This is a genomic window from Asanoa sp. NPDC049573 (genome assembly GCF_040676615.1).
Classification (GTDB): domain Bacteria; phylum Actinomycetota; class Actinomycetes; order Mycobacteriales; family Micromonosporaceae; genus Asanoa.
This window is the reverse complement of the sequence record NZ_JBFAPI010000002.1, coordinates 166594-180850: the sequence shown is the minus strand read 5'-3', so window position 1 is coordinate 180850 and position 14257 is coordinate 166594. Positions and strand designations below refer to the sequence as shown.

The following is a 14257-nucleotide window of genomic DNA, read 5'->3' as shown; positions in this document are numbered from 1 at the left end:
CGCGGCTGGCATGCTGTGGCCATGAGCTTGGATGGTGTGGTCGCGCTGGTGACGGGTGGCTCGCGGGGGATCGGGCGGGCCACCGCCCAGCTGTTCGCGGCCGAGGGCGCGACGGTGGTCGTGCATTACGTGAGCAACAAGGCCGCCGCGCAGGAGACGCTCGACAGCCTTGGAGCCGGCGCGCACGAGATGCGGCAGGCCGACCTCAAAGACCCCGCCCAGGTCAAGGATCTGGTCGACCTGACCGTCGCTCGCCACGGCAGCATCGGGGTGCTGGTGAACAACGCCGGGGTGTACGAGAACCATCCAGTGCTGGAGACCTCCTACGACCAGTGGCAGGAGATCTGGCGCCGGACGCTGGACACCAACCTGGTCGGGCCGGCCAACCTGGTGCACGCGGTCGTGCCGCACATGGTCGCCGCCGGCGGAGGGCGCATCATCAACATCACCTCGCGCGGCGCGTTCCGCGGCGAGGCCACGCATCCGGCCTACGGCGCGAGCAAGGCCGGGCTCAACAGCCTCAGCCAGTCGCTCGCCAAGGCGCTCGGGCCGCACAACATCTTCGTCACCGCGATCGCGCCGGGCTACGTCGACACCGACATGGCGGCGCCCTACCTCAACGGGCCGCGGGGTCAGGAGATCAGGAACGAGACGGCGATCGGGCGGATCGCGACCGCCGACGAGGTGGGGCGGCTGGTGGTGTTTCTGGCGACCCCGGGAACCGAGTCGATGACCGGCGGGGTGATTGACATCAACGGCGCGTCCTATTTGCGGACGTGACGGAAGGTCAGAAGAAGATCACTGGTCGTTGAGGACGAGCCGGTAGGCGTCTTCGATGCGGGCTGCGAGACTGACCTCGCGCTCCGTTATCGCGACACCGTCGGCGGCGGCGACCTTGACCTGTGTGTAACCATCCAGGCGACGAATCTCAGCCCGGAGGTGTAGCGCGTCGGCGCAGACCTTCACCCGTTCGGTGAGATCGCTGTGCTGCGTGTTGTCGACCAGGAACACTCGTTTGAGCTGCTTGTCTTCGCGGGTCCAGCCGGCGAGTAACGCGAGCGCGTCGGATAGGTAGTCGCCTCGGGCCCGCCCGCTCCACAGGGCTCGCATCCACACCTCCCAGGCGTCGTTGCCGGCTTGTGGCCAAATCGTCGCCATCTCGTCATGGTTCGGTGCCCTAAGTCTTTCGCTGACCGGCCCCCATGTCCACGCCCACATTTCCCCCTTGTGGTGACCTAGGGGACGGCTCCGACACCCGAAACGGCATTTCGTCTGGCACCCTGGTTGGTCGTGCACAACGAACGTCCGAATGAGCCCGCCGGGCGGGGGAGTGCGACCCTCCGCGTCATCGTCGGTGCCGCTATCGTTGCTGAGCGTAAAGTTCTGGCCTGCGCCCGGGCGCATCCTCCGGAGTTGGCCGGAATGTGGGAGTTCCCCGGCGGCAAGGTGGAGCCGGGCGAGTCCGAGACGGCGGCACTCGTGCGGGAATGCCAGGAAGAACTGGGTGTGCGCATCGCGGTCGGTGATCGCATCGGCGACGATATCCCGCTGGGGCACCGCCGTACCGTATTGAAGATTTTCACCGCACGACTGGTTGACGGCAGCCCCGAAGCGCTGGAGCATGCCGAGCTGCGCTGGCTGGGCCGCGACGAGCTCGACGACGTGCGCTGGCTGCCGGCCGACGCCCCGATCGTGGCCGCACTCCGCGCCGGCACCCTTCTCGACTGAACGCGAAAACGGGGCCCCGAAGGGCCCCGTTTTCGCGAAAGGGAAGGTCAGTCCTGGTCGGGGTGCGCGTAGTTGAGGTCGCGCGGTGGCATCGGGAACTCCACGTCGTCACCGAACGGCGACGCCGCACCCGAGCGGTCGAACGCCGCCTCGCTGACACCCAGGCGGCCGTTGGCGCCCACGGCCGGAAGCTGTGCCGGTGCGGGCCGGCGGTGCCAGTTGATGCCTCGTTCCACTTCCTGCTCCTCGGTGCGTTGGTGTGCCTCGGGCAGATCGGCCACGCTCATCGCGGGACCGGCGCTGGCCCCCGGCCGGCCCTGGTCGACAAGGCCGTCGTCGTCGGAGTGCCGGCGGAAGATCTTGCTGCCCAGCCACACCAGCGGATCGTACTTACGGTCCACCACGCGCTCCTTCATCGGAATGATCGCGTTGTCGGTGATCTTGATGTGCTCAGGGCACACCTCGGTGCAGCACTTGGTGATGTTGCAGTATCCGAGACCCTGATGCTGCTGAGCGTACGTCTTCCGGTCTTCCCGCGCGTCCAATGGATGCATATCCAGCTCGGCGGCGCGGATGAAGTAACGCGGACCCGAGAACGCCTTCTTGTTCTCGTCGTGATCGCGTACCACGTGGCAGGTGTTCTGGCACAGGAAGCACTCGATGCACTTGCGGAACTCCTGCGAGCGCTCGACGTCGACCTGCTGCATCCGGTAGTCGCCCGGGGCCACGTCGGCGGGCGGCGCGAACGCCGGGGTCTCCCGGGCCTTCTCGTAGTTGAAGGAGACGTCGGTGACCAGGTCGCGGATCACCGGGAAGGTGCGCAGCGGGGTGACCGTGACGGTCTCGTTCTCCTCGAACGTCGACATCCGGGTCATGCAGCCGAGCCGCGGCATGCCGTTGATCTCCATGGAGCACGAGCCGCACTTGCCGGCCTTGCAGTTCCACCGGCAGGCCAGGTCGGGGGCGTCGGTGGCCTGCAGCCGGTGGATGATGTCGAGCACGACCTCACCCTCGTTGACCTCGACCTCGTAGTCGGTCAGGTCGCCGCCGGTCTCGTCACCCCGCCAGACCTTGAATTGGCGCTTCTGTCCCATTACTTGCCCGCTCCTTCGCTAACAGACCCGTCGAAGTCTGTGAGCTCCTCCTCGGTCAGGTACTTCGACAGCTCAGCGCGGTCGAAGAGGTGGATCAGCTCGGGCCGCATCGTCGGCAGCGGCTTGTGTTCGAGCCGCACCTTGTCGCCGTCGAGCGAGCAGACCAGGTTGACCGTCCGCCACTTGGCGGACATCGCCGGGAAGTCTTCGCGGGTGTGGCCGCCGCGCGACTCCTCCCGCTCGAGCGCCGCCTTCGCGGTGCACTCGGAGACCACCAGCATGTTGCGCAGGTCGAGGGCGAGGTGCCAGCCCGGGTTGTAGCGGCGACCGCCGGCCGCGCTCACCTTCGCCACCCGCTCGCGCAGTTCGGCCAGGCGGACCAGGGCGTCTTCGAGCTCACCCTTGCGGCGGATGATGCCCACCAGGTCGCCCATCACGGCCTGAAGATCCTGCTGCAGCTTGTACGGGTTTTCGCCCGTGTCCCGCTGCAGCGGCGCGAGCGCCAGGTCGACGGCGGCCTCGACGTCGGCCGCGGGCACCGCCGGGCGCTTGTCGATGCCGTCGACGTAGCGGGCCGCGTACTCGCCCGCGCGCTTGCCAAAGACCAGCAGGTCGGAGAGCGAGTTGCCGCCGAGCCGGTTGGAGCCGTGCATGCCGCCGGAGACCTCGCCGGCCGCGAACAGGCCCTGCACGTGACCCATGGCCGCGCCCGAGTCGGGCTCGACCTCGACACCGCCCATCACGTAGTGGCAGGTCGGCCCGATCTCCATCGGCTCCTTGGTGATGTCGACGTCGGCCAGCTCCTTGAACTGGTGATACATCGACGGGAGGCGCTTCTGGATGTATTCGGCCGAGCGGCGCGACGCGATGTCGAGGTAGATGCCGCCGGCGGGGGTGCCGCGACCCTCCTTGACCTCGTTGTTGATCGCGCGAGCGACCTCGTCGCGGGGCAGCAGCTCCGGCGGGCGCCGGTTGTTGTCCGGGTCGGTGTACCAGCGGTCGGCTTCCTCCTCGGTCTCCGCGTACTGCTTGCGGAAGACGTCGGGGACGTACTCGAACATGAACCGCTTGCCCTCGGAGTTCTTGAGGACGCCGCCGTCACCCCGGACCGACTCGGTGACCAGGATGCCCTTGACCGACGGCGGCCAGACCATGCCGGTCGGGTGGAACTGCAGGAACTCCATGTTGATCAGCGTCGCGCCGGCCCGTAGGGCGAGCGCGTGGCCGTCGCCGGTGTATTCCCACGAGTTGGAGGTGACCTTGTAGGAGCGGCCGACGCCGCCGGTCGCCAGCACCACCGCGGGCGCCTGGAGCAGCAGGAACTCGCCCGACTCGCGGTAGTAGCCGAACGCGCCGGCCACCCGGTCGCCGTCGAGCAGCAACTCGGTGATGGTGGTCTCGGCGAACACCCGGATGCGGGCGTCGTAGTCGCCGAACTCGCGCTTGTCTTCCTGCTGCAGGGAGACGATCTTCTGCTGCAGCGTGCGGATCAGCTCGAGGCCGGTGCGGTCGCCGACGTGCGCGAGCCGCGGGTATTCGTGGCCACCGAAGTTGCGCTGCGAGATCTTGCCGTCGGGCGTGCGGTCGAACAGCGCGCCGTAGGTCTCCAGCTCCCAGATCCGCTCCGGCGCCTCCTTGGCGTGCAGCTCGGCCATCCGGAAGTTGTTGAGGAACTTGCCGCCACGCATCGTGTCGCGGAAGTGGACCTGCCAGTTGTCGCGCGAGTTGACGTTGCCCATCGCCGCCGCGGCGCCGCCCTCGGCCATGACCGTGTGGGCCTTGCCGAACAGCGACTTGGAGATGATGGCGACCCGCTTGCCGGCGAGCCGTGCCTCGATCGCCGCGCGCAGGCCGGCGCCGCCGGCGCCGATCACGACGACGTCGTAGTGGTGTCGTTCGATTCGCTCAGTCATGTCAGTCGCCTCAGTTGATGAACCGGGGATCGCCGAACCAGCCCGCCGAGACCGCCATGATGTAGAAGTCGGTGATGGCGAGCGTGGCCAAGGTGATCCACGCCAGTTGCATGTGCCGGGTGTTCAGCTTGGACACGATGGTCCAGAAGCGGTAACGCACCGGGTGGCGGGAGAAGTGCTTGAGCCGGCCACCGACGATGTGTCGACACGAGTGGCAGGACAGCGTATAGGCCCAAAGCATGACCACATTCAAAATAAGAATGAGGTTGCCGAGCCCGAAGCCGAATCCCTCAGGGCTGTGGAATGCCTTGACGGCGTCCCAGGTGTTGATGACCGAGATGATGCCGGCGGCGTAGAACGCGTAGCGGTGGGCGTTCTGGAAAATCAGCGGGAAGCGCGTCTCGCCGGAGTAGGTCTGGTGCCCGTCGGGCACCGCGCAGGCCGGCGGCGAGAGCCAGAACGAGCGGTAGTAGGCCTTGCGGTAGTAGTAGCACGTCAGCCGGAAGAGCAGCAGGAACGGCAGCGTGAGGGCCGCCTCCGGGATGATCCACCAGCTCGGCAGGAAAGTGCCGAACTCCGCCGCGTCGCCGCACCTGTCCGTGATGCACGGCGAATAGAACGGCGTCAGGTAGTGGTAGTCCTGGACGAAGAAATCCTTGTGCATGTAGACCCGGACGGTCGCATAGATGACCCAGGCTCCGAGCCCGATCACGGTGATGAGGGGCGCGAACCACCATCGATCCGTTCGCAACGTCCGAGCCGTTATCGAGGCGCGCGCCTGCGCCCCGACCGGCCTCGTCGCCGTTGTCGTCATGAAGTCTCCCGCAAGGTTCTTTGGCCGCTGGCCGGCGCGTGACGGTGCACACGTTACGCCGAGGAAAACGAGCGGCTCGAAGAGGTCCAGCGGGTGTGATCAATCCCGTGGATGAAGATCAGAGATCGGGCGCGGCAAGCCGGCGTACGGACGCCGCACAGTCGTCGTGTCGACGCTCCAGCCGCTCGACGACGGCACCGCCGCGCTCGTTTCGCGGTGCGACGAAGAACGCCGGAGCGCCGGTGCTCACCTGCCGGTCGAGGCCGTCCGCGTAGGCGGTGCGCGCGTCGACGAGCTGAGTCCACTCGGCCAGCATGCGGTCGTCGTCGCGCTCGCGATCGCGCCGGCCGGCCGTGAGTTCGTCGAGGAACGGCTTCACCGCGGCGTTCTCGTCGCGGATAGCGCGGGCACGCTCGCGCGGGCCGGTGGCCGCGCCCGGCGGTGCGACCCGGTTGAGTCGCACTTCCAGCGCCTGGCAGGCGTCGTCGACCCGGAGCATGCGGTGCCCGCCGTCGTTCACGGCGTCGACCACCCGCACCGCACCGATCCCGATGCCGGTGCAGGCGCCGAGCACGACGACGGCGGCGACCACCGCGGCGCCGATGACGAGCCACCGCTGCCGCCGGTTGCCGTCCTTTTTGTCCGCCGCGTCGGCCGGCGGGAGGACGTCGTCCTCACGCGAAGCCTCGGGTGCCTCGGACACTTCGTCTACTTTGTCCGGCTCGGTCTCGTCGGGCGACCTCGGGTAGGGCGGGGGAGGCGGGGTCGTCATGGAGACGAATCTATCCCGACGCGCCACCCGTGAAGTTCCACGAGGCCAGCCGCAGGGACGGGCCGGTGAAGCCGAAGATGTCCCAGCTGTCGGCCGGCGTGATCGCGTTGCCGCCGACACCGAGCACGGCGCCCGGCCCGAGCGCCAGCGGGTAGGACTGGGTGAACCGGAAGTTGCGCACGGGTCGGGTGATTTCCCCGTCTTCCACCAGCCAGACGCCATTGCGGGTCAATCCGGTGACCACCAGCGTCTTCGGGTCGAGCACCCGGGTATACCAGAAGTCGCTGACCAGCAGCCCACGTTCCATCGTGGACACGAGCGCCGCGGTGTGCCCGTCGGCCGCCGGCCCGGCGACCGCGGCCGTCGGCGCGGCGTCGTCGGGCAGCAGCCGCAGGTTGGCCGGCACCGGCCCGAACGCGCTGCCACCCGGCCAGCCGTGCCCGGTGGAGGCGACGCCCGCCTCGGCCGCCGCCCGCCTGTCGTAGGCCACCCCGAGGGTGATGCCGTCACCGACGAAGGTGACCGGGCGCTTGGGCGTGCCCTCGCCGTCGAACGGCATGCCGACGCCGGCGGTCGAGGTCACGTCGTCGACGATCGTCACGGCCGGGTCGAACTGCGCCGCGCCGATCTCGGCGAACGACTGCCGCTCGTTGAGCAGCTTGCCGTTGAACCCGTAGAGCGCGAAGTTCGCGAGCAGGTCGGCGACCGCGGTCGGCTCGAGCACCACCTCGTAGCGGCCCGGCGGCAACTCGATCGGGTCGGCGCCCGCGCGCGCCTTGAGTGCCGCGCGGCCGCCGAGCACCGCGCCGTCGAGATCGGCCAGCCGGCGCGAGCCGAGACGGGCGACGCCGTCGGCGCCGGGCACCCGCGCGATGCCGTCCATCGCAGCCTCGGCCGCGCGGCCCGACACGGCCTGGCCGGCGCTGTTGGCGAACGCCCCGGACCAGTAGACGGTGCGGCAGTAGCCGGCCGTCTCCAGCCCCTCGGCCGCGTCGACGAACGCGCGGACCCGGGCGGCCCGCTCGTCGGGGGAGGCCATCGCGGTCGCCTCGTCCCAGGCGCCCTCGGTGACCAGCGGCGCGGCCGGCGCGAGCCCGGGCCAGGCCGGGTCGACCGGTGTCAGGGCGACGGCGGCGATGGTGCGCTCGACCAACGCGGTCAGGCCGGCCTCGTCGACCACCGTGGTCGAGCCGCCGACCGTGCGGCCGTCGAGGTGGATCCGCAGCCTTACGGCGGTCGTCGCGTCGGCGACGTTCTGGTGTATCCCGGAGTTGGCGAACCGGGTCAGCGCCAGCGCGGTGTGGTCGACCAGCGCCTCGGCCTCCGCGGCGCTGCCGGCCAGCCGGCGGACCAGGTCGACGACCCGGCCCGCGAGATCGAGTTCTGCCGACATCAGCCCGTCACCCCTACTCGTACGCCGGTGAACCGGGCCGGTGCCGCGGGATGGCCGGTGTGTCCGGTCTGGCCGGGTTGCCCCTTCCCGCAGTTGGGAATGCCCCAGTCGGTGACCTCCGACGAGAGCATGTCCATCGACTGCCAGAAGGTCGGGCCGATCCCGGTGTAGGTCGGGTTGCGGAGCATCCGGCCGATCTTGCCGTTTTTGATCTCCCAGCCGATCTCGCAGCCGAACTGGAAGTTGAGCCGCCGGTCGTCGATCGACCAGGACCGGTTGGTGTCCATGAAGATTCCGTCGTCGGTGGCGGCGATGATCTCTTCGAGCGTGTGCGGGCCGGGCTGCAGACCGACATTGGTCATCCGCACCATCGGCAGTCGGGCCCAGCCGTCGGAGCGCACGCTGCCGGCGTAGTCGAGGCCGGCGACCGAGGCCGAGTCGCGCCCGGCCAGCACGCCGACCCAGATGCCCTCGTGCACCGCGTAGCGGGCGGCGGCCGGGGTGCCCTCGTCGTCGAAGCCGAAGCTGCCCAGCGCGCCGGGGATGGTCGGGTCAATCGCGATGTTCATCAGCGACGAGCCGTAGCGCATCGAGCCGAGCTGGGCCAGGTCGAGCCAGGAGGTGCCGGCGTAAGCGGCCTCCCAGCCGAGGATCCGGTCGAGCTCGATCGCGTGCCCGACCGACTCGTGGATCTGCAACGCCATCTGTCCACTGCCGAGGATCAGCGTGGTCTCGCCGGCCGGGCAGGGCGCGGCGGTCAGCAACTCGCGCGACTCGACGGCCACCCGGGCCGCGTTGCCGGGCAGGTCGAGCCCGGTGACCAACTCCCAGCCGCGGGTGCCGAACTGGTCGCCGTAGGAGCGGCGCTGTGACTCGCCCTCGCCGATCGAGGTCGCCGCGATGCCGCCGCCGCACTCGCGGACCCGCTGGTCGATGCGGTGTCCCTCGCTGGAGACGAACCACTTGGCCGTGTCCCAGACGCGGTAGAAGCTCTCGGCCAGGTCGGCGCCGTGCTCGCGCATCGTGGTGGTCAACCCGACCATCAGGTCGGCCTTCTCGGAGAGCGGCACACGCAGCGGATCGACCTCGCACAGCGACGACCACGAGCCCGAGGCCGCGGGCAGCGGGATCAGCCCGGTGGCCGGGCCGGGGACGCTGGCGCTGGCGGCCGCGATCTTCGCGGCCCGGGTGCCGGCGGCGCGCGCGGCGGCGTCGGACATGTCGGGAACGGCGTAGAAGCCCCAGCCGGAGCCGACCAGCGCACGCACGCCGACGCCGGCGTCTTCGTCTTGGCTGAGGTCTTCGATCTCGCCGTTGCGGGCGGACATGGACTCGCTGCGCCGGTGCATCACCCGCGCGTCCGCGTAGCGCGCCCCGGCGTCGAGAGCGGCCTGGACCGCGGCGGCGGCCGCGTCGAAATGGGTCACCCGCAGCAGCCTAGGGCCTAGGTCCTCAGACGTCATGCCGCTTCGCGGCACGCCGTCTTCCGGTCATTGGGCTTAGGTCCTCAGACGTCATGCCGCTTCGCGGCACGCCGTCTTCCGGTCGTTGGGCTTAGGTCCTCAGACGTCGTGCCGCTTCGCGGCACGCCGTCTTCCGGTCATAGGTCACGATTGCGTCGCGGGCGCGAACCTTACCGAGGCATACCGCGTCCTCGATGCAGAGTCGTTACCACCGATCCGGCTGACAGGTCGAGAGCCGTAGCTTACTTTCAGCGCCAGCGGTCGGATGCAACTTCCTTTCGCGCCCGAAGCGTCCACTGCACAGTGCACGACCGTAAGGGAGGTGACCGGATCATGACCGATGGCGCCGCCGGGCCGGTTGGTCTCAAGGTCGCTTCGCCTGAGGAGCAGGTCCCGGCGACACCGGGCAAGGAGTTCGTCGGCCGCTCGCCGGGGCAACTCGCCCGGCTGCGGCTGCGCCGCGACCGCACCGCCTGGGTCAGCGGCATCACCCTGGTGGTCTTCGCGTTGCTGGCGATCTGCGCACCGCTGATCGAGATGGCCTACGGCAAGGGCCCGCTCGACCGGTTCACCGACAAGCTCGACCGCAGCGGCAATCCACTGGGCTACCTGGGCGGCATCAGCGCCGAGCACTGGCTGGGCATCCAGCCCCGACTCGGCCGCGACATCTTCATCCAGATCATCTACGGCCTGCGCACCTCGCTGATCGTGGCGCTCACCGCCGCCGTGCTGACCATCGTGCTCGGCGTGGTGATCGGCATCGTCGCCGGCTATCTCGGCGGCAAGGTCGACGCGGTGCTGAGCTGGCTGACCGACCTGACGCTGGCGTTCCCGTTCTACATCTTCTGCTTCGCCTTCGTGCCGATCGCGGTCGCGCAGCGCTACGGGCCGACCGACCAGGAGGCGTCCTGGTACCGGCCGTTGCTCCTGATCGTGGTGTTCGTCGTCTTCAACTGGACCTACAGCGCGCGACTGGTCCGGGGCCAGGTGCTGACACTGCGCGAGCGGGAGTTCGTCGAGGCGGCCCGCGCCTCCGGCGCCGGCCTCGGGCACGTGCTGTTCCGCCAGTTGCTGCCCAACCTGTGGGCGCCGATCCTGGTCACCTTCTCGCTCAACGTGCCGGCCCTGATCACCGCCGAAGCGGCCCTGTCCTTCCTCGGCATCGGCGTGCTCGAGCCGACCCCCGACCTCGGCCGGCTGATCTCCGACAGCGTCAACTACGCGCGCGACGACCCGGCCTTCACGCTCACCGGTGGCATCACGCTGTTCCTGCTGGTGCTGGCGTTCAACCTGTTCGGCGACTCGCTGCGGGACGCCCTCGACCCGAAGTCCGACCGGTAGGGGGCGCGACGATGCTGCGGTTCTTCATCAAGAAGGCGCTCCTGGCCGTCGTCACCCTGCTCACGGTCAGCGTGCTCACCTTCGGCCTCTTCTTCGCCGTGCCCAACAGCCCGGCCGAGCTGATGTGCGGCAACCGCAAGACCTGCACCGCCGCGCAGGAAGAGAGCATCGCCCGGCGGATGGGCCTCGACAAGCCGGTCGTGCAGCAGTACGCCGACTTCATGTCGGGCATCGTCACGGGCCGCACGTTCGGCGAGGGCGACGCCGCACGCGAGTGTCCGGCGCCGTGCCTGGGCTACTCGTTCCGCAACGACGAGCCGGTCACCGACATCATCGGCCGCACGCTTCCGGTCACCCTGAGCATCGTGTTCGGCGCCGCCGTGGTCTGGCTGCTGATCGGCATCTCGGTCGGGATGATCTCGGCGCTGCGCAAGGGGACCATCTTCGACCGCGGTGCCGTCGGTTTCTCGCTCACCGGCGCCTCGGTCCCGATCCTCCTGTTCGGACCCTTACTTCTGATCATCTTCGTGTACGAGACGGGCTGGCTCGCCTATCCGAGCTATGTGCCGATCACCGAGAACCCCGCCAAGTGGGCGGCGGCGATGCTGCTGCCCTGGCTGGCCCTCGGTTTCATCAACTCCGCCAGCTACGCCCGGCTGTCCCGGGCGCAGATGCTGGAGACGCTGTCCGAAGACTTCGTGCGCACGGCACGGGCCAAGGGCATGACCAAGTTCCGGGTGTACGGGAAGCACGCCCTGCGGGCCGCGATCACGCCGATCGTGACCATCGCGGGACTGGACCTGGGCACCTACCTCGGCGGCACGGTGGTGACCGAGACGATCTTCGGCTTCACCGGGCTGGGCAAGGCATCGCTCAACGCGGCGATCAACCTCGATATGCCGCTGGTAATGGCGACGGTGCTGCTCGCCGCGTTGTTCATCGTCGCGGCCAACGTCATCGTCGACGTCCTCTATTCGTTCATCGACCCGAGAGTTCGTCTCGCATAGACCCACGGACGCGTGTCGGTGTGGGCCGTGCCGACACGCGTCCGTGATCCGAAAGAAATGTTCGGCGTAGAGGCTCAAGCTGGAGGATTTCTGCAATCCTCCACGGGATAGGGAGGGAGTGACCGATGCGTTCATCACGGGCGTCGCGGCGGCTGACCGCGGCCACCGGGGTCGCGTTGCTGCTGACGGCGACGCTGGCCGCTTGTTCGAAGAACACCGGCGATTCCGGTGACCAGGGCGACGATGTCGTCGTGAAGACCGGCGCCATCTCGACGGACCCCAAGGACTCACAGGGGCCGGCGCCGGAGGTTCCGGGCGCGACCCGCGGCGGCACGCTGAAGGTCATTCAGCAGACCGACTTCGAGCACATGGACCCGCAGCGCACCTACGTCGTCGGCGCGATGGCCGTGCAGCACATGCTGGTCCGCAACCTGACCCAGTTCCGCGAAGACGGCAAGGGCAAGCTGACGCTGGTCGGCGACCTCGCCGAGAACCCGGGCAAAGACGTCAACAACGACTGCAAGACCTGGGAATACACCCTGAAGAAGGGCGTCAAGTACGAGGACGGCACCGAGGTCAAGGCCGCTGACGTGGCCTACGGCATCGCGCGGTCGTTCGAGGAGACCATCGACGGCGGCCCGACCTACGTGCAGGAGTGGCTGGCCGACAACCCGACCTACAACGCGGTCTACAAGGGCCCCTACACCTCCGGCAACACCAATGTGCCGGGCCTGACCGTCAACGGCGACTACGGTCTGAAGTTCGAGTTCAAGAACCCGCACTGCGACCTGCCGTTCGCGCTCAGCATGGGCACCTCGGCCCCGTTGCCGGCGGCCAAGGACACCAAGCTCGAATACGACCGGCACGTCTTCTCGTCCGGGCCGTACAAGATCAAGGAATACGTGAAGGACAGCAAGCTGGTGCTGGAGCGGAACCCGAACTGGGATCCCGCCACCGACCCGATCCGGCACAACTACCTCGACGGCCTCGAGGTCGAGATGGGGCCGGACGACGCCGCGCAGACCGAGCGGGCCATCGCCGGCGGTGCCGACGCAAACGCGATCGCCTGGGACGGCGTGCCGCAGTCGCTGGTCAGCAAGGTGCAGGGCGACCCCTCCCTCAAGGAGCGGACGATCGACACACCGAGCCTGTTCGTCTGGTACCTGGCGATCAACAACCAGAAGGTCACCGACATCAACGTCCGGCACGCGATCGGCTGCGCGCTCGACAAGCAGGGCATCCTGCTGACCCAGGGTGGCGACGCGGCCGGGCGGCTGACCAACAACCTGCAGGCCGACACCACGATCGGCTACACGGAGATCGCCGACCCGACCGGCTGTGGCCCGTCCGGCAACCCCGAGAAGGCCAAGGAGATGCTCGGCGGCAAGAAGATCAAGCTCGCCTTCATGTCGCGTGACACCGCCTTCGGCCAGCAGACCGCACCCGTGCTGAAGGACAGCCTCGAGAAGGCCGGCTTCGAGGTCGTCGTCTCCTACGTCGCGCAGCCCAACCACAACCCGACCGCGCGCACCAAGGACAACCCGTACGACATCTACATCAGCAACTGGGGTGCGGACTGGCCGAGCGGCGCGTCGACGATCCCGGTGCTCTACGACGGTCGCAAGATCGGCCCGCAGGGCAACTCCAACGTCTCCTACTTCAACGCCGACGACGTCAACCAGGCCATTGACAAGGCCTCGGCGTTGCCGGCCGGCGAGGCGGGCGACGACTGGTCCGCGATCGAGAAGACCATCGTCGAGAAGTACTACCCGGTCGTCCCGATCTACCAGTCCAAGACCTTCGTGGTCATGGGCGACAAGGTCGGCGGGGTGTTCCACTCCGACTCGATCGGCACGATGGTCTACTACAACGCCTTCATCAAGCAGTAACGGCGACCGGCTGAGAGGGAGGGGCTCCTACGGGGGCCCCTCTTGCTGTTCCCGCGGGCACCACCAGGTGCTCCGGCCGCCGTAGGTGCCGTGCGCGGTCGGTGTGCCGTCCCGCGGGCAGCGCGCGTCCGGCGGGCGCAACGACAGGCTGCCCAGCGTGTGTACGCCGCCGTCGCGCACCGTGGTGCGGATCGCGTAGCGGGTGGCCCGCAGCAGCGCCTCGACCATCTCCGGCGTCAACTCGTCGACCGGCCGGCCGGGGTGCACCCGGGCCCGCCAGAGGATGTCGTCGGCCAGCAGGTTGCCGATGCCGGCGATCGCGTGCTGGTCGAGCAGCCGGGCCTTGATCGGGGCGGTGCCGCGGGCCAGCGCCGCCCGGAACTGGGCCGGCGTGATCGACGTCGCGTCCGGACCGAGCAGCTCGATCGGCGGGTCCAACCGGATCCGGCCGAGCCGGCGCGGGTCGATCAGCATCATCCGGCCGCCGTCGGCGAACGCCAGCGCGAACCGGGTGAACCGGTAGTCGCCCGCGGCCCGGCCGCGTTCCCAGTAGTCGCCGCCGTCCGCTTCGGTGCCGTCCGGGTCGGCGATCACGATCTTTCCGGACATGCCGAGGTGGATGCCGAGGATCGGCCCGCCGTCCGACGTCTGGCACCACATGCTCTTGCCCTGCCGGTGCGCCACGGTCAGCTCGCGGTCGACCAGCGCGGCCCGGATCTGCCCGGGTGGGTGCGGCCGGCACACCCAGGTGTCGTGGTCGTCGACGTCGACGATCCGCCGACCCAGCGCAGCCCGGTCGATCACCGACCGCGCGTTCTCCACTTCGGGTAACTCCGGCACGTC

The 14257-nt window shown here is 68.9% G+C and carries 13 protein-coding genes; 5 read left to right on the top strand and 8 right to left on the bottom strand.

The window, feature by feature from the left end; all coding sequences use genetic code 11:
- Positions 1-21 precede the first annotated feature (21 nt).
- On the top strand, positions 22-780 hold the full coding sequence (locus tag AB0J74_RS04410; RefSeq protein ID WP_363444551.1) for an SDR family oxidoreductase: 759 nt from the start codon (positions 22-24) through the stop codon (positions 778-780).
- An 18-nt stretch (positions 781-798) separates the two neighbouring features.
- Here AB0J74_RS04410 and AB0J74_RS04405 read toward each other — a convergent pair whose 3' ends face one another.
- Positions 799-1110, bottom strand: coding sequence for a pterin dehydratase (locus AB0J74_RS04405; RefSeq protein ID WP_363445435.1), 312 nt, complete (start codon positions 1108-1110; stop codon positions 799-801).
- Between the two features lie 180 nt (positions 1111-1290).
- Here AB0J74_RS04405 and AB0J74_RS04400 point away from each other — a divergent pair, with 180 nt between their 5' ends.
- Complete coding sequence (locus AB0J74_RS04400; RefSeq protein ID WP_363444547.1) at positions 1291-1728, top strand: (deoxy)nucleoside triphosphate pyrophosphohydrolase; 438 nt, start codon at positions 1291-1293, stop codon at positions 1726-1728.
- 47 nt (positions 1729-1775) lie between these two features.
- Here the strand turns inward: AB0J74_RS04400 and AB0J74_RS04395 are convergent, their stop codons facing one another.
- The 6 genes from AB0J74_RS04395 to AB0J74_RS04370 form a co-directional block, all read right to left on the bottom strand.
- A complete protein-coding gene (locus AB0J74_RS04395) occupies positions 1776-2822 on the bottom strand; it encodes a succinate dehydrogenase/fumarate reductase iron-sulfur subunit (protein ID WP_363444544.1) in 1047 nt (348 codons plus the stop codon).
- Positions 2822-4735: a fumarate reductase/succinate dehydrogenase flavoprotein subunit gene (locus tag AB0J74_RS04390; RefSeq protein ID WP_363444541.1), complete on the bottom strand. Its 1914-nt coding sequence runs from the start codon at positions 4733-4735 to the stop codon at positions 2822-2824. The genes AB0J74_RS04395 and AB0J74_RS04390 overlap by 1 nt, the downstream gene beginning before the upstream one ends.
- 10 nt (positions 4736-4745) lie before the next feature.
- On the bottom strand, positions 4746-5549 hold the full coding sequence (locus tag AB0J74_RS04385) for a hypothetical protein (protein ID WP_363444538.1): 804 nt from the start codon (positions 5547-5549) through the stop codon (positions 4746-4748).
- 118 nt (positions 5550-5667) lie between these two features.
- A complete protein-coding gene (locus AB0J74_RS04380; RefSeq protein WP_363444535.1) occupies positions 5668-6321 on the bottom strand; it encodes a hypothetical protein in 654 nt (217 codons plus the stop codon).
- Positions 6322-6331: 10 nt separating this feature from the next.
- Positions 6332-7714 (bottom strand): metallopeptidase TldD-related protein, encoded by a 1383-nt coding sequence (locus AB0J74_RS04375; RefSeq protein WP_363444532.1) that lies wholly within the window; start codon positions 7712-7714, stop codon positions 6332-6334.
- Positions 7714-9141 carry a TldD/PmbA family protein gene (locus tag AB0J74_RS04370; protein ID WP_363444529.1) on the bottom strand — a complete coding sequence of 476 codons (1428 nt, stop codon included), beginning with the start codon at positions 9139-9141 and terminating at the stop codon, positions 7714-7716. The genes AB0J74_RS04375 and AB0J74_RS04370 overlap by 1 nt, the downstream gene beginning before the upstream one ends.
- Before the next feature lie 369 nt (positions 9142-9510).
- Here AB0J74_RS04370 and AB0J74_RS04365 point away from each other — a divergent pair, with 369 nt between their 5' ends.
- From AB0J74_RS04365 to AB0J74_RS04355, 3 genes are all read left to right on the top strand, one after another.
- The gene (locus AB0J74_RS04365; protein WP_363444526.1) at positions 9511-10518 is read left to right on the top strand and encodes an ABC transporter permease; all 1008 of its coding nucleotides are present in this window, start codon (positions 9511-9513) and stop codon (positions 10516-10518) included.
- Positions 10519-10529: 11 nt separating this feature from the next.
- Complete coding sequence (locus AB0J74_RS04360) at positions 10530-11525, top strand: ABC transporter permease (protein WP_363444523.1); 996 nt, start codon at positions 10530-10532, stop codon at positions 11523-11525.
- Positions 11526-11650: 125 nt separating this feature from the next.
- A complete protein-coding gene (locus AB0J74_RS04355) occupies positions 11651-13414 on the top strand; it encodes an ABC transporter substrate-binding protein (protein ID WP_363444520.1) in 1764 nt (587 codons plus the stop codon).
- A gap of 27 nt (positions 13415-13441) precedes the next feature.
- Here the strand turns inward: AB0J74_RS04355 and AB0J74_RS04350 are convergent, their stop codons facing one another.
- Positions 13442-14254, bottom strand: coding sequence for a DNA-formamidopyrimidine glycosylase family protein (locus AB0J74_RS04350; protein WP_363444517.1), 813 nt, complete (start codon positions 14252-14254; stop codon positions 13442-13444).
- Positions 14255-14257 lie beyond the last annotated feature (3 nt).